A 20,778-nucleotide genomic window follows, 5' to 3' on the forward strand; every position below is an offset into this window, starting at 1 on the left:
GACGGTCCCGCCGGAGCTCACGAGTCGGCGCCACCAGCACGATGTAAGCACTACGCCCTCGAATCTGACAGAGCGTCCTAGACTGTCGCCTGTGCTTCCCACCCTTGCCGAGGTCCTCCAGCTTCCCGCCCTCCAGAAGGCCAGGCCCCGAGTGGTGGCCGGTTCCGAGTACCTGGACGTGGCCGTGCGCTGGGTCCACATCGCGGAGGTCACCGACCTCGCCCACCTGTTGCGCGGTGGTGAGCTGGTGCTCAGCACCGGGATCGCCATGCCCGACGACCCCGACGCCCTGCGGCGCTACATCGAGGACATCGCCGACGCCGGTGTCAGCGGGATCGCCGTCGAGCTCGGTCGCAAGTACCACGCCGAACTCCCGAAGGCCTTCCTCGACGCCGCCCGCGACGCCCGCATCGCGGTCATCCTCCTCGACCGCGAGGCCCGCTTCGTCGAGATCACCGAGGCCGTGCACATCCGGGTGGTCAACGAGCAGCTGGAGGAGCTGCGCGAGTCCGAGAAACTCCACTCGGTCTTCACCCAGCTGTCCGTGGAGGGCGCCGACGTCGGGCAGATCCTGCACGAGGTGGCCCAACTCTCCGGCTGCCCGGTGGTCCTGGAGAACCTCACCCACCAGGTCCTGGCCTGCGACCTCAACGGGGAGGACCCCGGAACCCTGCTGACCGCCTGGGAGAGCCGGTCGCGCGCGATCCGTACCGGAACCCGGACCGTCCACGCGCCCGCCTCGGGCTGGTTGGTCACGACGGTCGGCGCCCGGGGGCAGGACTGGGGGAGGCTGATCCTCATCACCGGGGCCACCCCCACGGCCAGACAGACCATGCTCATCGAACGGGCCGCCACCACCCTGGCGCTGGGACGGCTGCTGGAGCGCCACCAGGAGAGCCTGGAACGCCAGACCCACCGCACGATCATCGCGGGCATCATCGACCGCGCCTACTCCGACCCGGAGGAGGCCCTGGTCCGGGCCCGCGCCGTGGGTGTGCCCCTGCACAACCGCGAGATGGTCGGCCTGGTCCTGCGGCTGCGCGAGAGCGGGACCGGGCTGGCCGCGCAGGCCCGTCTGTCCGACACCGCCGAGGGCGCCGCCCGCGCCTGTCGCGAACTCCGACTGCCCGCGCTGGTGGGCTCCCTCGACGACCTGCGCGTGGGCATCCTGCTCGCCCTGCCGGACCGCAGGCGCCTGGACGCCACACTGCACCTGCTGGCGGACCGGGTCCGTGGCGCCGTGGGGGACGCGGCGGTGCTCGCGGTGGGGTCGGCCGCAGACGACGTCCGCGAGGTGCGCCGGTCGTTCCTCGAGGCCCGACAGGTGGGCGACGTGGCGATCAAGCAGAGCGACCGGCGCCCCTTCTACCGCCTGCCCGACCTGCACCTGCGCGGACTGCTGCACCTGTTCCGCGACGACGAGCGCCTCCAGACCTACGTGGAGCGCGAGCTGGGGCCGCTTCTGGACCACGACGCCCGGCACGGCGGCGACCTCGCCGACATGCTCCGCCACTACCTGGGCGCGGGGCGCAACAAGGCGCTGGCCGCGAGTCGGGCGCACCTGTCCCGGCCCGCCTTCTACGAACGGCTGCGCCGGATCGCCAACGTGCTCGACGCCGACCTGGAGTCGGTGGAGACCTGCCTGTCCCTCCACGTGGCCCTGCTGTCACTGGACTCGGTCAGGGACCAGCAGTAGGGGAGTCCCACGTTCGGCACCTGTTCGTCACACCGGTGCAGTACGTTGGATTCCGTTGTGAATCTCCATCTTGACAAGGGATTCCTGATTTTGACGCGTGGAGGACCCCAGTGACCGAGCACCTTGACCCCGGACCCGCACGACGGGTCAACGGGGTGGTGTTGGACGAGACGGCCAAGCGCATCATCGAGGTCCTCCAGCAGGACGGACGCCTGTCCTACGCGGCCATCGGCAAGACCGTGGGCCTGTCGGAGGCCGCCGTACGCCAGCGCGTGCAGCGCCTCCTGGAGTCCGGGGTGGTCCAGGTGGTGGGCGTCACCGACCCCATGACACTGGGCTTCGAGCGTCAGGCGATGATCGGCGTGCGCACCAGCGGCGACCTCAACGCCGCCGCCGACGCCGTCTCCGAGCTGGCGGGCGTCGAGTACGTGGTCATCACGGCGGGCTCCTTCGACCTCATGGTCGAGGTCGTCGCCGAGGACGACGCCCGCCTGCTCGACATCCTCGCCGCGATCCGCGCCGTGGAGACCGTCGAGAGCACCGAGACCTTCCTCTACCTCAAGCTGCGCAAGCAGACCTACGCGTGGGGAACCAGGTAGGAGAAGCGGTTCTGCCCTCTTGGGCCTGCGCTTCGCTTCGGCCCGTGTTCGGCGCCTTTGCGGAGGAACCTTCGGTGTCTGCGGTGTGATGGCTCGTTCCTCGCGATCCCACCTGCGCCACCTGGCCGTGTCCGCGCCCCGCCCGGCTCACCGCGGTCCCGGGACCCCGGTGACCTCCATGCCCAGCAGTTCCGCGGCCAGAGTCTTGCCGTGGGTGTCCAGGTACAGGGACGTGGTGACCGTGTCGTCGGAGGCCCGCGCGCACACCAAGATCAGGGCGTGCACGTTGTCCATGCGGTGCACGGTGACCGGACCGCGAAAGCGCTCGCCCAACTCGGCGCGGACCCGCTCGGGCGTCAGCTCCCCAAGGAGCACCGGGTACCAGCGGGGGTCACGGGCGACGACGGAGATCGTGTTGAGGTTGCCCTTGTCCCCGGCTCTGGCGGTGGCGATCTCGTACAGCGGGACGCTCATCGCCGCTCCTCTCCGAACCAGCTGACCGCCGGTTCCACGTGCTCTCGTGCGATGGTGCTCGACAGGATGCCCACGACCTCACCGCTTCGGGTCCGTACCCCGCCCCCTCCGGCGGGGCCGCAGGTGTACAGGGCGGTGACCTCCTCCTCCACGGCCTGGGCCCCCGCCCGGTCCGTGCTCAGGGCGGCGACACGCAGTCGGCACTCCGAGAATGCCGCGTCGTCGTGCCCGGACCCCGCCCCGATCAGGTCGACCCGGCTGCGAACCCGGTCTCCCAGGCGTTCGCGGACCACCTCCCCGGCGAGCCTGGCCCGTGCCACGGCGCCGGGCCCCGTGTAGGAGATCTCCCCCTCGCCTCGGTATCCGGCCCGGTAGCCCACGCTGACCTTCAGTGTCCGGGGCCGCGCGAAGCCGCGCGCCCCGTCCACGAGGACGCGGTCCCCGCCCAGCTCCCGCAGGCGCACGCCCGTCATGTCCAGGGAGACGTCCGGGGTCAGGTAGGCCCGTGGGTCGGTCACCTCGTAGGTGAGCTGCTCAGTGACGGTCATGCGGTCGACCCTGCCGCCCGTCCCCGGGAGTTTGGTGACCACGGCACGGCCGTCGCCGTCGACCTCCGCCAGCGGGAACCCCAGGTCGGCAAGGCCCGCCACGTCCTTGCGGCCCGGATCGGCGAAGTACCCGCCGGTCAGCTGGCCCGCGCACTCCAGCAGGTGGCCCACCAGCGTCCCCGCCGCCAGCAGTCCCTCGTCCGACGGGTCCCAGCCGAGGTCGTGGACGAGCGGAGCCAGGAACAGCGAGGGATCGGCGGCCCGGCCCGCGACGACCACGTCGGCCCCGCCGCGCAGGGCGGGCAGCAGGGCCTCCGCTCCCAGGTAGGCGTTGGCGGAGACGAGTTCCCCGTGGGACTCCAGCGGCTCCCCGTCCTCCCAACAGGGCGCGGACGGGTCGATCCTGTCCAGGACGTCGTCGCCGGAGACGGCGGCCACGGTGGTCGGCAACCCCAGAGAGGCGGCCAGTTCCGCGGCCATCGCCCCGGCGGCCACCGGGTCGGCGGCGCCCGCGTTCGTGACCAGCCTCGTGCCCCGACGGTGCAGGGGTTCCAGGAGGAGTTCGAGGCGGCGGCGGAGCATCGGGTCGTAGCCCGGCCCCGAGCCCTCGGACGCGCGCAGGGAGGCGAGCGAGACCGTTCGCTCACCCAGGCACTCCAGGACGAGTGTGTCGAGCGCACCCCGCTCGACCAGGTCGACGGCGGGTTGGAGTCGGTCGGAGGCGAATCCCGCGCCGCAGCCGATCCGGGTGCCAGGGGTCACGTGTTGCTCCTTCGGGTTCGCGCGGACCATCGGTTCGCGGGGTGTGCGGGCGTTGGCGGGGGCCGGTCACGCCGCCCACGGCAGGATGACGCCCATGGCGACGGCGGACCCGAAGACCACCAGGCTCACCAGCCAGGCCCAGGGGAACAGGAACCGGATGTGGGTGCCGATGGGGACCCCGGAGAGGCCGACCAGCAGGTAGAAGGAACCGGTCATCGGGCTGATCGGGAAGCCGACGGTCTCCTGGCCGGTGATCGAGGCCTGCGCGACGTCGATCGGGGCGACACCGAACTCGCCTCCCACGGCGGCCAGCACGGGCATGACGGCGAAGTAGTAGGCGTCCGGACCGAAGACGAGGCTCATGGGGACGGCCAGCACGCCGATCAGCAGGGGCAGACCGGGTCCGAGGAAGTCGGGCATGGCCCCGGTCATCGACACCGCCATCGCCTCGATCATGCCGCTCTCCTCCATGACTCCGAGGAAGGCCCCGGCCGCCAGGAGGGTGCTGGCCATGAGGATCGCCCCGCGAGCGTGGTCGTTGATCCTCTCGGTCTGGGCCGACATCCCCGGGTAGTTCACGGCCAGCGCGATGACGAGGGCGATCATGAACACCAGCTCCGGGGGCATCACCCCCGAGATGAGAGTGGCGACGGCGGCCAGGGTGAGCGCGGCGTTCAACCAGTACAGGCGGGGGCGCAGAAGCTCCGGACGCTCCGACTCGTACTCGGCGGGCGCGGCCACCCGAGGGGCGTCGTCACCGGCCGCGCCGCCGGACGGACCGCCGGACGAGCCAGCGGACGGGCCGACCCCGGCGCCGACCGGACGCCCCGCGGCCGTCGTGCGCAACCGGTTCCGCTCGCGCACACCCAGGTAGTACGCGATGAGCAGGCACGTGACCATGCCGATGAGCTGGGCCGGGATCAGAGGGACCCACAGGTCGTTGGCCGGGATGCCGCTCGCCGTGGCCGCTCTCGCAGTGGGGCCGCCCCAGGGGAGGATGTTCATGATCCCCGCCCCGAGTCCCGTGAGCGCGGCGAGTACCACCCGGCGCATCCCCAGCGCGTCGTAGAGGGGGAGCATCGCCGGGATCGTGATGAGGAACGTGGTCGCGCCGGCGCCGTCGAGATGGGCCACCATCGCCAGGACCACCGTGGCCACGGCGATGGTCACCGGGTTGTCTCCGGCGAACCTCAGGACTCGGCGCACGATGGGGTCGAAGAGCCCGGCGTCGCGCATCACCCCGAAGTAGAGGATCGCGAAGACGAACATGGCGGTGGTGGCGGCCACCCCGGTGATGCCTGCGGACACGAAGGAACCGACCTCGCCGGGACCGAAGCCCATCACGAGGGCGGCGGCGACGGGCACGCCAGCCAGGGCCACGACCGCGCCCACGCGGTTGGACAACAGCAGCACGAGCACGACCGTGATCGTCGCGAATCCCATGGCGGTCAGCATCTGGAACGCTCCTCGGAAACGGGGGGTGAGAGTGACCTGCGGCACTCTCGCTCATGTTTCCGTGACGTTTCCTTGAGTGTCCAGCATTAACAAAGCAAGGAGCTATGCTCTCGGAGCATGGACCTGACGCTGAGGGAGTTGTCGGTCTTCGCGACCGTCGCCAGGCACGGGAGTTTCACCGCCGCCGCCGACACGCTGCACGTCGCGCAGTCCTCGTTGAGCCGGACCGTGATGGCGATGGAGCGCAACCTGCGCGTCCGACTGCTCGAACGCACGACCCGGAACGTGCGGTGCACGGCGGAGGGCGCCGAACTCCTCGCCGTGGCCGAGCGCCTGCTCGCCGCCCACCGTGCGGAGATGAACGGACTCGAACGCTTCCTGCGCGGCACCCGGGGCACCGTCGTCGTGGCGACACTGCCCTCGGTCGCGGCCGCACTGCTGCCAGCGGTGATCGCGCGCTTCCGAGCCTGCGCCCCCGAGATCGACGTCCACGTCCTGGACGGCATGGCGGGCAGCGCGATCGAGCGCCTGCGGGCGGGGGAGTGCGACATGGCGCTGGTGGCCGCCCAGAGCCCGCAGGAGGGACTGCGGGCACGGCCGCTGCTCAGGGACCGCTTCCTCGCGGTGGTGCCGTCCGGGCACCCGCTCGCGCGGCGTCCGGAACTCACCTGGGCCGACCTCGCCCCGGAACCCTTCATCGTGACCGGCGGGGACTCCAGCGTCCGCCCGGTCACGGACACCGCCTTCCGGAGCGCGGGGCTCCGGCCGGTGCGCACCATCGAGGCGGGCAACATCTCCACCGTGGGCGGCCTGCTCTCCGCGGGCCTCGGTGTCGCCGCGCTCCCCGCGCTGTCCCGGATCCTCATGAGCTTCGCCGACCACGTGTGCCTGCCACTCGGCGCACCCGCCGTCGAACGGAGGGTCGACGTGATCGTCCATGGGGAGCGACGCATGGGACGGGCGGCCGAGGCCTTCCTGGACCTTCTGCTGCGGATGCGTGCCGAGGACCACCCCCTCCCGGAGGGGGTGGCCTGGGTGGCGGACCCCGCCTGACGGCCGAGGCCGGACCGGTGGGCGTCCGCCGAACCCGCCCTACACCCCGGCCAGGGCCTCCTCCAGGATGTCCAGGCCCTCACGGAGGAGGTCGTCCCCGATGACCAGCGGCGGCAGCATCCGGATCACGTTGCCGTAGGTGCCCGCGCTCAGCAGGACCAGGCCCCGGGAGTGGCAGTGCCTCAGCACCTGGGCCACGGCCTCGGAGTTGGGCTCCTTGCCGTCACCGACCAGCTCGATGGCGACCATCGCCCCACGGCCGCGCACGTCGCCAACGACGTCGAAGCGGTCGGCGAAGGAGCGGAGGCGGTCCAGCATGAGCGCGCCGATCTCGCGGGCCCGGCCGGTGAGGTCCTCGGTCTCGATGACCTCCAGCGAGGCCAGCGCGGCGGCGCAGGCCGCCGGGTTGCCGCCGTAGGTGCCGCCCAGCCCGCCGCCGTGCACGGCGTCCATGAGCTCGGCCCGGCCGGTCACCGCCGCCAGCGGCAGGCCGCCCGCGATGCCCTTGGCCGTGGCGATCAGGTCCGGCACGATCCCCTCGTGGTCGCAGGCGAACATGTCGCCGGTGCGCGCGAAGCCGGTCTGCACCTCGTCGGCGACGAACACGATCCCGTTGGCGCGGCAGAACTCGACCAGCGCGGGCAGGAACCCGGGGGCGGGCTCGATGAAGCCGCCCTCACCCTGGATGGGCTCGATGACCATCGCGGCCACGTTCTCGGCGCCGATCTGCTTGACAACCTGGTCGATCGCGGCGGCCGCGGCCTCGGGTCCGCAGTTCTCGGGACCGGTCGGCCAGCGGTAGGCGTAGGCCATGGGCAAGCGGTGGATCTCTCCCGCGAACGGACCGAAACCCTGCTTGTAGGGCATGTTCTTCGCGGTCAGGCCCATGGTGAGGTTGGTGCGGCCGTGGTAGGCGTGGTCGAACACCACGACGGCCTGCCGCCCGGTGGCGCTGCGCGCGATCTTGACGGCGTTCTCCACCGCCTCCGCGCCCGAGTTCAGCAGGATGGACCGCTTCTCGTGGTCGCCCGGGGTGACCCGGTTGAGCGCCTCGCAGACCTCCACGTAGGCCTCGTACGGGTTGACCATGAAACAGGTGTGCGTGAAGCGGCCGAGCTGCTCGGCGGCGCGCTCGACCACCCGCGCGTCGGCGTTGCCGACGTTGGTCACCGCGATACCGGATCCGAAGTCGATCAGCGCGTTGCCGTCGACGTCCTCGACGATGCCGCCTCCCGCGCGCTCCACGTACACCGGCAGCACGCTGCCCACGCCCTGGGCGACGGCGGCGGACCGGCGCTTCTGGATCTCGCGGGACTTGGGGCCGGGGATCTCGGTGACGATCCGGCGGGACTGGACGACCTCGGTCTGTGCCATGCGGCTGCCTCCTTGTGCGCGGGTGGTGCGACTGTGCGGACGGGCAAGACACTAGAGCGCCCTGAACCGGACACCCATGGACACAGTGGATAATCAGGAGGGAGTCCTGTGCCATTGCGTCAGGGATGGGGCCGCAGGGAGGAGAGCTACGCGAGGGAGTCCGGATGCCGCCGACACTGGGGGCGCTGCTGCGCACGCCGAGTCTGCGTCTGCGCCTGCTGACCGGGCAGGACCGCACGCACCGCCAGGTGGAGTGGGTCGCCGTCAGCGAGCTGGCCGACCCCACCCCCTATCTGGCCGGGGGAGAGCTGGTGCTCACCACCGGTGTGCGGTGGGTTGACCGCCTCCCCGACCTGCGCGCCTACGTGGGCCGCCTGGCCGAGCGCGACATCGCCGGGATCGGCTTCGGCGCGGCGGTCAACTTCGACCACACCCCCGAGGAACTCGTCGATGCCGCGGAGGAGTTCGGGGTGGCCCTCGTGGAGGTCCACCGCCTGACCCCGTTCATGGCGGTCGGCAAGGAGGTCTCCCGGCTGCTTGCCCAGGAGGAGTACGAGGGCCTGAACCGGGCCTTCGCCGCCCAGCGCGCGCTCACCCGGGCCGCGCTCACCGGTGCCCCCGCCGTTGTGGACCGTCTCGCTCGCGAACTCGGCGGCTGGGTGCTGCTGCTCTCCCCGGACGGCGCGGTTCGGCACGCGGCCCCCGGGTCGGCCGCCGCCCGCGCCCCCGGGCTGGCCGACGAGCTCGCCCGGCTGCGCGGCGCGGGACCCCGGGCCAGTGTCTCGGTGGCCTCGGAGGGCGACCGCGTCTCCGTCCAGCCCCTGGCCACGAGTGGCCGGGCGCGGGGGTTCCTGGCGGTCGGCGGGGTCCGGGTATCCGGATCCGACGACCGCACCCTGGTCAACGCGGCGGTGTCCCTGCTCTCCCTCGAACTCGAACGGCCCTCGCCCGGGCCGGGCTCCGGGGTGCGCTCGGCCGTGCTCACGGCGCTGCTCGACGGCGCCCTCGACCCGGTGCACCCGGGCGCGGCCGACCTGCGGGCGGTGCTGCCCGCCGAGCCCGTGGTGGTGGCTGTCGGCGCGGCGCTTCCGGACGGGCCCCGCCCCGAGGGAGTCCTGGTGGCCGGGCACGAGGGCCGTACGGTGGTGCTGGCCGCGGCGGCCACCGACGCCGCGGTGTTCGGGGAGGTGCTGGCGGGGCCGGTCGGCGTGAGCGCCCCTGTCGGTTACCCGGACCTGGCAGCCGCCCGTTCCCAGGCCGAACGCGCGCTGGCCGCCGCCACCGAGGAGGAGAGCGGCCTCCAGCGCTACGACCAGCTCCCGGGCGGCCTCCTCGGTCTGCTGGACACCCCCGCCGGGGCCCGGCTGGCCGACGACCTGCTGGCCCCGATCGACCAGCAGCGGGCCGCGCCCGAACTCCTCGCCTCGCTGCGTGCCTACCTGGCCGCCTCGGGCCGCTGGGACACCGCGGCCGAGCGGCTGGGCGTGCACCGGCACACCCTGCGCTACCGGATGCGGCGCATCCGGGAACTGCTCCCCGGCGACCTGGACGACCCGGACCACCGCACCGAACTCTGGATCGCGCTGCGTGTGCGCGAGGGCCGTCACTGACACCGGCTCGTCCGCTTCGGCACCGGACCGCCCCGGCACCGAGGGAAAGTGGCACCGGTTCCGGCGTTCGCCAGGTGGGGGCGCGGAAAATGCACCACAATGGCCCTGATAGCTGGGGGTAGTCATCCGATCACTTCTGGTCGGGTGGTCAGGGGGGCGTCGTGAGGTCACTACAGGACGACGAACAGATCGGTGGTCTGGGGTCCTACCCGACCACTGAGGGGCGGATCGCGGAGCGCGGCCGCGTGGCGAAGGGGATCGGCGCGGCGTCCCTGCGCTGGAAGACACCGGCGGACCAGGGCGGGGTCCGCTCCTTCCTGGCCTACCTGCGGGCCTGCCTGCGCCGCGAGTCCGTCCTCACCCACGTGGTGCGGGCCGAGCGGCTGAACACCGACACCTGCGCCTGTCTGCCAGCCGGTCCCGAACTGCTGTTCAGCGGAGCCAGGGACACGCTGCCCCCGCACCCCGAGAGCGGCAGGGTGACCCGCCTGGCCGTGCGGCACGGACAGGCGTTGCGCTACGGCTACCCCCTGGTGATCCTGGGCGAGGGCCCGGACCGCGTGGCCCTGCCCCTGCTCACCGTGGACGTCCGGGCCGTGGACGGGCCCGGGTCGGCGGGCGGGACCGGCCTGCCGGGCACCGGTCCGGGACCGCTGGTGCGTGCGGTGGGCAGGCCCGACGTCAACCCCGCCCTCCTCGCCCGGCTCGGCATCACCGATCCCGAGGACCTGTTCGAGCTGCGGGCACGGCTCCGCTCCGAGGCCCCCGACCCCACCCACCGGCCCGCCGCTGTCGCCGACCTCGCCGCCAAGGTGCGCACCCTGCTCACCCGGCTGGAGATCGAGCGGGTGGACGACATCGCGCCCCTCGGCACCCGGGGCAGGCCCCATCCGCTCATCCCCGGGGCGCACAACACGGCCGTGCTCTTCCGCGCGGGACCCTCGGGGCCGGGCGACGGGGGCGGGACCGAGCCGGGGGCCACGGAGGGGGTGCTCGCCGACCTCGACCCCACGGACCACCACGGACTCGACCCCGGTCTCATCCCCGGCACCGCGTTGGAGTCCCTGCTCGGCAGCGCCGCGCACGCCGCGCCCGCGGCCCGGGGCGCCGACCGCGCCAGGGGCTGGCCCGCTCCCGAAACCCCGCGGCGCGGTTCGCGCGCGCACCGTCGCGAGGCAGCGGACCGCGACCACAACCCCCCGCCGGTCCCGGTCTCGGCCACCGACCTCAGCCAGGCCCAGTACACGGTGCTGCGCGCCGCCATGCGCGATCAGCTCACCGCCGTGGCCGCCCCTCCCGGCAGCGGCGTCCACGACCTGGTCGACGCCCTGGTGCGCACCGCCGTCGCCAGCGGGCAGCGGGTCCTGGTGTGCGGCCGGACCGAGGCCGACCTCGACGCCGTCCTGGCCCGGGCGGAGACCGCCCCCGCGCACCCGGTCGTCCGCGCGGGCTGTGCCGGTGACCGCGCCGCCGAACGGTGGCAACTCACCCGCCTGCTGGCCCAACAGGCGGAGCCCACAGCGGCGACGGGGCCGACGCCCGCCGCTGAGGACGGCCCAGGCCACCGCGACGACCTGGTCGCCGCCTGGAACCGGGTCCGCCGGGTGTGGTCGGCCATGGACACACTCGCCGCGGACGGCCACGTCCTCGCCCATCTCGCCGAGGAGCGCGGCCGCAGCATCGCCCGGGGTTGGGCTCCCGAGACCCTCTTCACACCCGAGCACGGCGGCCCCGAGTACTGGCTGCACCGGGCCGAACGCGCCGCCGCCGGCGGTCTGGGCGGACTCCAGCACCGCGCCGCCGTCCGCCGTGAACTGGGTGTGGCCACCGATCCCGAGGGGCTGGACCAGCTCTGCGCCGTGGCCCGCCTGGAGAGCGAGTGGCGCGCGGCGGTGGACCGCAGGACCCGCTGCGCGCCCCTGAACGAACTCACCGAGGAGCTGGCCGACGCGTGGGTCCAGCACCGCCGTGCCAGCGCGGCCTGCCTGGCTTCGGTGACCGGCCCCCGCCTCCGGCGCGGCCGCACCTCCATCGAGAACCGCGTGGAGGCGCTCAACTGGCACCACGACGGCGGCTGGCCCGGTCCGGCCAACCTCCTGGACGCCCTGCCCGTGTGGGCCTGCCGCACCGACCAGGCCCGTGCCCTGCCCTCGGAGGCCGGGATGTTCGACCTGGTGGTCGTGGTGGGCGCTGAGCGGACCCGGGTCAGCGAACTGCTCCCCGTGCTCTACCGGGCCAACCGCGCGGTGGTGGCGGGCGACCCCGCCCACGCGGGCCCGGCCAGCGTGCTGGAACCCGAGGAGGAGCGGCGGGCCCTGGCCACCGCCGGGCTGGTCGCGGGCCAGCTCGACGACCGCGCGCTGCGGCACGGATCGGGTTCGGCGCTGCGGGCGGTGCGCGCGGCCACCACCACGACGCTCTGGCTGGACGAACACGACGGGGCCCCCGAGGACCTGGCCGCGGTCGCCTCCCGGCACTGCTACGGAGGGCGGCTCGTGGTTGAGGGCCCGCCCCGAGGAGCCGGGCGGCCCGCCTTCGAGTGGCGTGACGTCACGGGGGAGTGCGAGGCGGCTCCGGGGTCCTCCTACGTCAACCGGGAGGAGGCCTACCGGGTGGCCGTGGTCGTGGCCGAGCTCGACAGGGAGCTGCCCGCGGACAGCGGCCTCGCGGTGGTGGCACCCCTGCAACCGCAGGTGGCGCTGCTCCGCAGGCTTCTGCGCCAACGCCACCTGCGTCACCGGGTCCGGGTGGGCGGGCCCGACATGATGGACTCCGACACCGCCGCCGCAGACGTCACCGTGCTCTCCCCGATGCTCGTCGCCGGGGCCCCGGCCATCGCGGAGCGGCGGGTGCGCCAGATGACCCACCTGTGGTCGTCACTGCTCACCCGGACCAGCGAACGCCTCGTGGTGGTGGGTGACCGGGCGCACTGGTCCGGCGGTGACGGCCCCCTCGGCGACCTCCTCCGGGGGCGCTCCGGCCCGGGTGCCACCCCGGCCGGTACCGCTCTGGTGGACGCCCTGCGCACAGCCGGAACCGACGTGGCGGCGGGACGCCGCTTCCACGGGTGGACCGCCGACCTCGTGGTCAGCTACGGATCACGGCGCGTGGTCCTGCTGCTGGACGGAGAACCGGACGGCCCCTCGCTTCGCCGCCTGCTCACCAGGGGAGACGCGCTCAACGAGGTCACTGACGACCTCGTGGTGGTGGTCCCCGCCTGGCGCTGTCTCACCGATCCCCGGACGCTGGTGGAGGAGATCCTGTCCGCCTGCTGACGTCTCCTCCCGCCACCCGGTCGGGGGCGAGTGCCCGCGCCCTATCCTGGAACGACGGACACATGCTGACAGAAGGGGACACGGGTGCCTGAGGGTCACACGCTGCACCGGCTGGCCGCGCACTTCGAGAAGACCTTCGGCGGCGGCACGGTGAGGGCCAGCAGCCCCCAGGGGCGCTTCGCCGAGGGCGCGGCCCGGATCGACGGCCGGGTCCTCACCGAGAGCGAGGCACACGGCAAGCACCTGTTCCTGGGCTTCGACTCCGGCGCATGGCTCCGCGTCCACCTCGGCCTCTACGGCGCCTGGTCCTTCGGGGACGCCGACGGCGAACGCCACCTGGGCGCCCCCCGAACCGAGGGCGCCGGGCGCCTCGACCTGCGCCGCGACTCGGACGGCTTCGTGGTTCCACCGGAGCCGGTGGGCGCCGTCCGCGTCCGCCTGGTCAACTCCTCGGGCTGGGCGGACCTGCGCGGCGCCTCGGCCTGCGAGGTCGTCACGGTGGACGACAAGCACGCCGTCCAGGCCCGGCTGGGCCCGGACCCCCTGCGCGCCGACGCCGACCCCGATCGCGCCTGGCGCGTGGTGAGCCGGTCCCGCAGCAGCCTCGCGGTGCTCCTCATGCGCCAGGACGTCATCGCGGGCATCGGCAACATCTACCGGGCCGAGTCCCTCTTCCGCGCCGGGCTCGACCCCCTGACCCCCGGTCGTGAACTCAACCGGGAACGCTGGGACGCCCTCTGGGCGGACCTCACCGGACTCCTGGAGGACGGCGTCCGGGACGGGTACATCATCACCACGCGACCGGAGGACCGGCCCGATCCCGACGCGCGCCCGGTGCCCCGGCCCGACACGCTCTACGTCTGCTACCGGACCGGGGACCCCTGCCGCGTGTGCTCGTCTCCGGTCTCCGCCACCGAGCTGTCCGGGCGCACCCTGTACTGGTGCCCCGGCTGTCAGGGGTAGCCGAACCGCGGGCACTCCCTCTCCGGTTCGCCCGGACCCGCGCCGCCGCCCCGAAATTGCCTGGGTGCCCGCCGCTCCCGTGGGTACAATCCCGTGTCGATCGCTTAACCGGTTCAGTGAAACGGGTGTTCGGAGCCCGGAACCCGGACGGGTGACGGGAGGAGAGAGGACGTGAGGGAAACACTGTGGGTGCTCTGATGCGGAGGCCGACGATCATGGACATCGCCCGCGCGGCGGGGGTGTCCAAGGGGGCGGTCTCCTACGCGCTCAACGGGCGCCCCGGGGTCTCCGAGGAGACCAGGAGGCGCATCCTGGACATCGCCCACGACCTGGGGTGGGCTCCCAGCAAGGCGGCCCGGGCACTGTCCCCGGGCGGCCGGGTCGGCGCGGTCGGGCTGGTCGTGGACCGGCCGGCCCGCTCGCTCGGCATCGAACCGTTCTTCATGCAGCTGGTCTCCGGTATCGAGACGGAGCTGGCCTCGGCCGGGGTGGACCTCCTGCTCCAGGTCACCGACGACGCCGGGGCGGAGCTGGAGGTGTACCGGCGCTGGGCCTCGGAGCGCCGGGTGGACGGGGTGGTGATGGTGGATCTGCGCGCGGACGACCCCCGGCCGGCGGTGGTCCGCTCCCTGGGCCTGCCCGCCGTGGTCCTGGGCGGACCGGACGGCGTGGGCGGACTGCCCTGCGTGTACACCGACGACGGCGCCCCGGTCCGGGAGGTGGTCCACTACCTCGCGGCGCTCGGGCACCGGCGCGTCGCCAGGATCGCGGGGCCGGAGGAGCTGGTGCACACCCAGGTGCGCGGCGCCGCCTTCGAGGAGGCCGCGGCCGGGGCGGGGCTGTCCGGGGCGTACTCGGTGAACGCCGACTACACGGGGGAGTCCGGGACCCGGACCACCCGGCGCCTGCTGGCCTCCGCGAACCGGCCCTCCGCGCTGGTCTACGACAACGACCTGATGGCGGTGGCGGGGCTCGGAGTGGCGGCGGAGATGGGCGTGGACGTGCCCGGCCAACTGTCGATCGTGGCGTGGGACGACTCCGCGCTCTGCCGCCTGGTGCGGCCCTCACTGACGGCGATCAGCCGGGACGTGGTGGGTCACGGACGCCAGGTCGCCGGGATGCTCAGCCGGGTCCTGGACCAGGAGCGAGTGGAGAGCGAGGAGACCCCGGTGGGGGAGCTGCACCCCCGTGGGAGCACGGGGGTGCTGGTGGGGGACCCCGAATCCGCTGTTACAAGCGGATAACACCAAAGTGACGGGGATTGACGGGGTTCGCCGGTCCATGTTGTTGTTAACGTCACTTACCCGGTTCAGCAACGGTCCTTCGCTCCCTCTCTTGGGAGCGCTCCCAGCCTTTCTAGTCAGGATCGGCTTCCCCCCATACGAAGGGCCGACCGGGTGGAAGGAGGAGTCGAGATGAGATCTCTGAGGCTTCCCGCCGCTCTGGCGGCGCTGGTGCTGGTGGCCAGCGCGTGCTCGGGCGAGGGCGCAGGGGGCGATTCCGGGGGCTACCCCCGGAACGAGACGCTGTACACCACAGGCACGGCCTGGGGTCCCCCCACCAACTGGAACCCGATCATGGAGGGCAACTACGCGGTCGGAACCGTGGGTCTGGTCTACGAGCCCCTCTTCGTCTTCGATCCCAGCGAGGGCGAGTACTCGCCCTGGCTCGCCGAGAGCGATGAGTGGCCGGACGAGAACACCCACGTCATCACCCTCCGCGACGGGGTCGAGTGGACCGACGGTGAGCCCCTGGTCGCCCAGGACGTGGTCACCACTCTGGAGCTCGGGCACTTCGACATCCACTACAGCAACGTCTGGGACTACCTCGAGAGCGCCGAGGCCACCGGTGAGCGCGAGGTGACCCTCACCTTCTCCGAGCCGCGCCCGCAGGAGTGGATGAACTGGGTGGCCAACCGTGCCATCGTCCCCGACCACCTCTGGGCCGACAAGAGCCAGGAACAGGTCAACGACGACCCCAACCGCGACCCGGTCGGCACCGGTGCCTACGTCTACGAGAACCACGCGGACGACCGCATGGTCTGGCGGCGCAACGACGACTGGTGGGGCACCGCGGCCCTCGACCTGGAGATGAAGCCGACCTACATCGTGGACATCGTCAACGCGTCCAACGACGTCACGATGAACATGCTGAACAACCACGAGGTCGACCTCTCCAACAACTTCCTCCCCGGCATCGACCAGGTCATCAGCAACGACAACAACATCACCAGCTACTTCGCGGGCCCGCCCTACATGCAGTCCGCGAACACCGCCTGGCTCGTCCCCAACCACGAGCACCCGGCCCTCGGAGACCCCGAGTTCCGACGGGCGCTGGCCCACGCCGTCGACACCAGCCAGATCGTCGAGGGCCCCTACACCAACCTCGTCGAGGCGGCCGACCCCACCGGCCTTCTCCCCCAGTGGGAGGAGTACATCGACCACGAACTGGTCGCGGACGAGGGTTACACCTACGACTCCGACGAGGCCGTGGCCATCCTCGAGGAGGCCGGTTACCTGGACGAGGACGGTGACGGCTTCGTCGAGACCCCGGACGGCGAACCCATCACCCTGTCGCTGGAGGTCCCCTCGGGCTGGAGCGACTGGATGGAGGCGGCCAACGTCATCGCCGAGAACGCCCAGGAGGTCGGGATCAAGGTCGAACCCGCCTTCCCCGAGCACGAACTGCTCATCGAGAACTTCCGCCAGGCGGAGTTCGACCTGATGATCAACAACGACCGGAGCATCAGCAACACGCCCTGGACGTACTACGACTTCATCTTCCAGCTGCCGATCCGCGACCAGCAGACCACGGCCAACTACGCCCGGTACGAGAACGAGGAGGCCTGGGAGCTGACCGAACAGCTGGCCGCGACTCCCGCCGAGGACGTCGAGGGCATGGCCGCGATCACCTCCGACCTCCAGGGCATCTTCCTGGACGACCTGCCGATCATCCCGCTCTGGTACAACGGCATGTGGTCCCAGGCCAGCAACCAGGTGTGGACCAACTGGCCCAGTGAGGACGAGGGAACCCCCGACAACTTCGCCACCATGTGGAACAACATGTACCAGATGGGCGCGATCTACACCCTCGCCGAGATCGAACTGGCCGAATAGCGCACACGTGGGACGCTCCCCGCGCGGGAGCGTCCCACCACCCGCGCTCCCACACCTGGAGGACACCCGTGTGGCGCTACATGGGCCGAAAGATCGGCATCTACGGCATCACCTTCGTCGTGGCGGTCACCATCAACTGGATGATCCCGCGCTTCATGCCGGGCGACCCCGTCCGGAGCATGCTCAGCAGGGCCTCGGTCTCCGACCCGGAGGCCCTGGAGCGGATGACCGCCTACTACAACGAGGTCTTCGGCCTCGACACCCCGCTCCACCAGCAGTACTTCAGCTTCTGGGCCGGGCTCTTCCGCGGTGACCTCGGGCTCAGCGTGTGGCTCTACCCGGAGCCCGTCACCGACGTCATCCTGCGGCACGTGCCCTTCACCCTGGCCCTGCTGCTCCCCGCCATCATCCTCAGCTGGATCATCGGCAACCGCTTCGGCGCCTTCGCGGCCCGGAGCAAGATCCTGGACAACACCGTCCTGCCGATCGGCTACATCCTCACCGCGATGCCCTACATGTGGATCGCGATGCTGCTGGCCTACTCGCTGTCGGTGGTCGGCGGCTTCTTCCCGACCGCGGGCGGGTACAGCTTCGCGCTCACGCCCTCATGGTCGTGGACGTTCATCTCGAACCTGATCTCCCACTGGTTCCTGCCGTTCCTGTCCATGTTCGTCGTGGCCCTGGGCGGCTGGGCGATCGGCATGCGCAACATGATCATCTACGAGCTGGAGGCGGACTACTCGAACTACCTCCAGGCACTGGGCGCCCCCCGCCGCCTGATCCGCCGCTACGCGTTCCGCAACGCGATGCTGCCGCAGATCACCGGACTCGCCGTGCAGCTGGGCACGCTGATCGCCGGGGCGCTGCTCACGGAGATCGTCTTCAACTACCCCGGCCTGGGGACGCTGATCCTCAACTCGCTGAACAACCGCGACTTCTTCCTGCTCCAGGGGATCTTCCTGTTCGTGGTCGTCGGCGTGCTGATCGCCAACTTCATCATCGACATCATCTACGTCCTGGTCGACCCGCGTACGCGCGTCCAGATGACGGGAGGCGCGTCATGAGCAACATCCCCGGGGCACCCGGGGCCACCGACACCGGAGGCGCCCCCGACGCGTCCGGCGAACGCAGGGTGTCCGAGACCCTGCACTTCGCCCGCCGCAACCCCAAGCTGCTCATCGGCTCGGGCATCGTGCTCACCCTCCTGGCGATCGGGCTCATCGGCCCCCTGTTCATCGACCACGGTCCCAACGTCTACGTCGGCCCGCAGAGCCAGCCGCCCAGTTCCGAGTACTGGCTGGGCACCACCACGTTCGGCCAGGACATCTGGGCCCAGTTCGTCTACGGCCTGCGCTCCACGTTCCTCACCGGCCTGCTCGGTGGCGGCATCGCGTTCATCGTCGGCACCACCGTCGGGTTCGTGGCCGGGTACAAGGGCGGGGTCGTCGACGAGATCCTGAACATGCTCACCAACGTCGTGCTGGTCCTGCCCGGCATGGTCGTGCTGATCGTCGCCGTCGCCTACCTCGACGTGCGCGGACTGGTCGTCCAGGCGCTGTTCATCGGACTGACGTCGTGGCCGTGGGCGGCCCGCGCGGTCCGCTCCCAGGCCCTGACCCTGGCCACCCGCGACTACGTGGACCTGGCCCGGCTCAGCGGACGGCGCACCTGGCGGATCATCACCAGCGAGATCGCCCCCAACATGAGCTCGTACCTGGTGATGTCGTTCATCCTGCTGTTCGGCGGGGCCATCCTCATCGCGGCCGGGCTCGACTTCATCGGCCTGGGCCCGGCGGGCGGCGTCTCCCTCGGACTGATGCTGGAGAACGCCGGAGGGTGGAGCGCCCTCCAGCTCGGCATGTGGTGGTGGTTCGTTCCGCCGGGTGCCGGGATCACCCTCCTGGTCGGTTCGATGTACATCCTCAACGTCGGGTTGGACGAGGTCTTCAACCCCAAGCTGCGGGAGCTGTGATGACCCTGCGCGTCAAGGACCTGAAGGTCTACTACCAGACCCTGCGCGGGGACGTCCACGCCCTCGACGGGGTGAGCTTCGACCTCGCGGACGGGGAGATCATGGGCCTGGCCGGGGAGTCCGGCTGCGGCAAGACCACCCTCGGCAAGAGCCTGATCCGGCTGGACGGCCGGATGCGGCACGTGGACGGCACGATCGAGCTGGACGGGAAGGACGTCCCCATCGCGGACGACCGGGCGATGAACCCGTTCCGGTACCACGAGATCTCGCTCGTCCCGCAGTACGCCATGAGCGCCCTCAACCCGACCCGCAAGATCGGGCGGATGATCAACGAGCTGCTGCGCGCACGCGGCGTGCGCCCGGCCAGCGTCGCCGAGGAGCTGCGGCGCCGTCTGGAGCTGGTGGGGCTCGACCCCGACGTGCTCGACCGGTTCCCGATCGAGCTGTCCGGCGGGATGAAGCAGCGGGTGGTCATGGTCATGGCCACCCTGCTCAACCCGTCCCTGCTCATCGCGGACGAGGCGACCTCGGCCCTGGACGTGTCCACACAGCGTTCGGTGGTCGAGTCCATGGTGGAGTTCCGCGACCGCGGCTACGTCAAGAGCATGATCTTCGTGACCCACGACATCTCGCTCGTCTACCAGATGGCCGACTCGGTCATGGTGATGTACGCGGGCCGGATCGCGGAGAAGGGCCCGGCCGCGACCATCATCAACGACCCGAAGCACCCCTACACGCGGATGCTCATCGGGGCGCTGCCCGAAGTGGGCACGACCACCGAGGGAACCCGCCTGGAGGGCATCCCCGGCACGCCGCCGGGGCTGTTGCGACCGCCCTCGGGCTGCCGGTTCCGGGAGCGCTGTCCCATGGCCTCGGAGGAGTGCTCCGAGGTCCCGCCGCTGGTGGAGATCGAGCCCGGCCACTGGGCCGCCTGCTGGAAGACGGGGAGGTAGCGCCGTGCTGGAACTGAGCCATGTGCACAAGGTGTACCGGGTGGGCGCGTTCGGTGGCGCGAAGCTGCGCGCGGTCCGGGACGTCAACCTCACCGTCGAACCCGGCGAGGTCGTCTCGCTGATCGGGGAGAGCGGCAGCGGCAAGAGCACGATCGGGAAGATGGTGCTGGGCCTGACCGGGGTGAGCTCCGGCAGCATCCGCTTCGAGGGCCGTGACGTGTCGCGGCTGCGCGGGTTCGCGGCCCGGAAGGAGTACTACCGCCGGGTGCAGGGGGTCTTCCAGGACCCCTTCAGCTCCTTCAACCCCATCTTCAAGGCCGACCGCGTCTTCGAGATGATCCGCTCCTCCTACTTCCCGGAGGTCTCGGACGCCGACTGGCGGGACCGGGTCCTGGACGTGGTGGGCACTGTTCGCCTCGACCCCGAGAACGTGCTGGACAAGTACCCGCACCAGCTCAGCGGCGGGCAGCTGCAACGCCTGCTCATCGCCCGGGCGCTCCTGCTCGACCTGCGGCTGCTGGTCGCGGACGAGGTGATCAGCATGCTGGACGCCTCCACGCGGATCGACGTGCTCAACCTGTTGGGCGACCTCAAGGAGCGGGGGCTGGGTGTCCTGTTCGTCACCCACGACCTGTCCCTGGGCAACTACGTCAGCGACCGGTCGGTGATCCTGCGCAAGGGGGCCATCGCCGAGTTGGGCCCCACCCGCAGGGTGTTCGAGAACCCCCTGCACCCCTACAGCCGCCACCTGCTCTCGTGTGTGCCGCAGCTGCACCGCACCTGGGCGGAGGTGGACGCGGAGCTGGCCGCGAACCCGCCCGAGGACGTCCAGCTGCCCACCGTCGCGGACGGCGACGACTCCGCGCCGTTGGTGGAGGTCGAGGAGGGGCACTTCGTCGGCATCGACCAGAACTGACCCCGGGGCCGG

Annotated in this window: 16 protein-coding genes; 12 read left to right on the top strand and 4 right to left on the bottom strand. The window is 71.6% G+C overall.

From position 1 onward, the window contains the following. Positions 1 to 91: 91 nt before the first annotated feature. Positions 92 to 1,696, top strand: a complete 1,605-nt coding sequence (locus KBX21_RS21200; protein ID WP_049572820.1) for a PucR family transcriptional regulator — start codon at positions 92 to 94, stop codon at positions 1,694 to 1,696. Between the two features lie 110 nt (positions 1,697 to 1,806). After that, positions 1,807 to 2,295, top strand: a complete 489-nt coding sequence (locus KBX21_RS21205) for an Lrp/AsnC family transcriptional regulator (RefSeq protein WP_049572823.1) — start codon at positions 1,807 to 1,809, stop codon at positions 2,293 to 2,295. Between the two features lie 147 nt (positions 2,296 to 2,442). Here the strand turns inward: KBX21_RS21205 and KBX21_RS21210 are convergent, their stop codons facing one another. The 3 genes from KBX21_RS21210 to KBX21_RS21220 all read right to left on the bottom strand — a co-directional run bounded on the left by KBX21_RS21210 (position 2,443) and on the right by KBX21_RS21220 (position 5,534). Further along, the gene (locus tag KBX21_RS21210) at positions 2,443 to 2,769 is read right to left on the bottom strand and encodes a hypothetical protein (RefSeq protein ID WP_210843243.1); all 327 of its coding nucleotides are present in this window, start codon (positions 2,767 to 2,769) and stop codon (positions 2,443 to 2,445) included. Continuing rightward, the gene (locus KBX21_RS21215) at positions 2,766 to 4,079 is read right to left on the bottom strand and encodes an acyclic terpene utilization AtuA family protein (protein ID WP_307869246.1); all 1,314 of its coding nucleotides are present in this window, start codon (positions 4,077 to 4,079) and stop codon (positions 2,766 to 2,768) included. Before KBX21_RS21215 ends, KBX21_RS21210 begins: the two co-directional genes overlap by 4 nt. 66 nt (positions 4,080 to 4,145) lie before the next feature. Then, positions 4,146 to 5,534 (bottom strand): CitMHS family transporter, encoded by a 1,389-nt coding sequence (locus tag KBX21_RS21220; RefSeq protein ID WP_210843246.1) that lies wholly within the window; start codon positions 5,532 to 5,534, stop codon positions 4,146 to 4,148. Positions 5,535 to 5,651: 117 nt separating this feature from the next. Here KBX21_RS21220 and KBX21_RS21225 point away from each other — a divergent pair, with 117 nt between their 5' ends. Then, positions 5,652 to 6,587: a LysR family transcriptional regulator gene (locus tag KBX21_RS21225; RefSeq protein WP_049572834.1), complete on the top strand. Its 936-nt coding sequence runs from the start codon at positions 5,652 to 5,654 to the stop codon at positions 6,585 to 6,587. 39 nt (positions 6,588 to 6,626) lie between these two features. Here KBX21_RS21225 and gabT read toward each other — a convergent pair whose 3' ends face one another. Continuing rightward, the gene (gene gabT / locus KBX21_RS21230) at positions 6,627 to 7,961 is read right to left on the bottom strand and encodes a 4-aminobutyrate--2-oxoglutarate transaminase (protein ID WP_210843254.1); all 1,335 of its coding nucleotides are present in this window, start codon (positions 7,959 to 7,961) and stop codon (positions 6,627 to 6,629) included. A 164-nt stretch (positions 7,962 to 8,125) separates the two neighbouring features. On the opposite strand from gabT, the gene KBX21_RS21235 reads away from it, so the two are divergent. The 9 genes from KBX21_RS21235 to KBX21_RS21275 all read left to right on the top strand — a co-directional run bounded on the left by KBX21_RS21235 (position 8,126) and on the right by KBX21_RS21275 (position 20,766). Beyond that, positions 8,126 to 9,571 carry a PucR family transcriptional regulator gene (locus KBX21_RS21235; RefSeq protein ID WP_210843256.1) on the top strand — a complete coding sequence of 482 codons (1,446 nt, stop codon included), beginning with the start codon at positions 8,126 to 8,128 and terminating at the stop codon, positions 9,569 to 9,571. Between the two features lie 161 nt (positions 9,572 to 9,732). Next, positions 9,733 to 12,846 (top strand): ATP-binding protein, encoded by a 3,114-nt coding sequence (locus tag KBX21_RS21240; protein WP_210843258.1) that lies wholly within the window; start codon positions 9,733 to 9,735, stop codon positions 12,844 to 12,846. An 84-nt stretch (positions 12,847 to 12,930) separates the two neighbouring features. Then, positions 12,931 to 13,809 carry an Fpg/Nei family DNA glycosylase gene (locus KBX21_RS21245; RefSeq protein ID WP_210843260.1) on the top strand — a complete coding sequence of 293 codons (879 nt, stop codon included), beginning with the start codon at positions 12,931 to 12,933 and terminating at the stop codon, positions 13,807 to 13,809. A 197-nt stretch (positions 13,810 to 14,006) separates the two neighbouring features. Beyond that, positions 14,007 to 15,053, top strand: a complete 1,047-nt coding sequence (locus tag KBX21_RS21250; protein WP_049574906.1) for a LacI family DNA-binding transcriptional regulator — start codon at positions 14,007 to 14,009, stop codon at positions 15,051 to 15,053. A gap of 171 nt (positions 15,054 to 15,224) precedes the next feature. Then, a complete protein-coding gene (locus tag KBX21_RS21255) occupies positions 15,225 to 16,925 on the top strand; it encodes an ABC transporter substrate-binding protein (RefSeq protein WP_199776613.1) in 1,701 nt (566 codons plus the stop codon). Between the two features lie 68 nt (positions 16,926 to 16,993). Beyond that, positions 16,994 to 17,989, top strand: coding sequence for an ABC transporter permease (locus KBX21_RS21260; protein WP_049574899.1), 996 nt, complete (start codon positions 16,994 to 16,996; stop codon positions 17,987 to 17,989). Continuing rightward, positions 17,986 to 18,897, top strand: coding sequence for an ABC transporter permease (locus tag KBX21_RS21265; RefSeq protein ID WP_049574896.1), 912 nt, complete (start codon positions 17,986 to 17,988; stop codon positions 18,895 to 18,897). The genes KBX21_RS21260 and KBX21_RS21265 overlap by 4 nt, the downstream gene beginning before the upstream one ends. Next, complete coding sequence (locus KBX21_RS21270) at positions 18,897 to 19,850, top strand: ABC transporter ATP-binding protein (RefSeq protein WP_049574892.1); 954 nt, start codon at positions 18,897 to 18,899, stop codon at positions 19,848 to 19,850. The genes KBX21_RS21265 and KBX21_RS21270 overlap by 1 nt, the downstream gene beginning before the upstream one ends. 4 nt (positions 19,851 to 19,854) lie before the next feature. Next, positions 19,855 to 20,766, top strand: a complete 912-nt coding sequence (locus KBX21_RS21275) for an ATP-binding cassette domain-containing protein (RefSeq protein ID WP_210843270.1) — start codon at positions 19,855 to 19,857, stop codon at positions 20,764 to 20,766. The last annotated feature ends 12 nt before the right edge of the window (positions 20,767 to 20,778 follow it).

The sequence above is a fragment of the Nocardiopsis sp. B62 genome, from assembly GCF_018070675.1.
In the GTDB taxonomy this organism is placed as follows: domain Bacteria; phylum Actinomycetota; class Actinomycetes; order Streptosporangiales; family Streptosporangiaceae; genus Nocardiopsis; species Nocardiopsis prasina.

Excerpts from the sequence above, each read along its gene's own strand:
- KBX21_RS21210 (WP_210843243.1), bottom strand. The coding sequence starts at position 2,769 with ATGAGCGTCCCGCTGTACGAGATCGCCACCGCCAGAGCCGGGGACAAG.
- KBX21_RS21220 (WP_210843246.1), bottom strand. The coding sequence starts at position 5,534 with ATGCTGACCGCCATGGGATTCGCGACGATCACGGTCGTGCTCGTGCTG.
- KBX21_RS21225 (WP_049572834.1), top strand. The coding sequence starts at position 5,652 with ATGGACCTGACGCTGAGGGAGTTGTCGGTCTTCGCGACCGTCGCCAGG.
- gabT (WP_210843254.1), bottom strand. The coding sequence starts at position 7,961 with ATGGCACAGACCGAGGTCGTCCAGTCCCGCCGGATCGTCACCGAGATC.
- KBX21_RS21235 (WP_210843256.1), top strand. The coding sequence starts at position 8,126 with ATGCCGCCGACACTGGGGGCGCTGCTGCGCACGCCGAGTCTGCGTCTG.
- KBX21_RS21250 (WP_049574906.1), top strand. The coding sequence starts at position 14,007 with ATGCGGAGGCCGACGATCATGGACATCGCCCGCGCGGCGGGGGTGTCC.
- KBX21_RS21255 (WP_199776613.1), top strand. The coding sequence starts at position 15,225 with ATGAGATCTCTGAGGCTTCCCGCCGCTCTGGCGGCGCTGGTGCTGGTG.
- KBX21_RS21265 (WP_049574896.1), top strand. The coding sequence starts at position 17,986 with ATGAGCAACATCCCCGGGGCACCCGGGGCCACCGACACCGGAGGCGCC.
- KBX21_RS21270 (WP_049574892.1), top strand. The coding sequence starts at position 18,897 with ATGACCCTGCGCGTCAAGGACCTGAAGGTCTACTACCAGACCCTGCGC.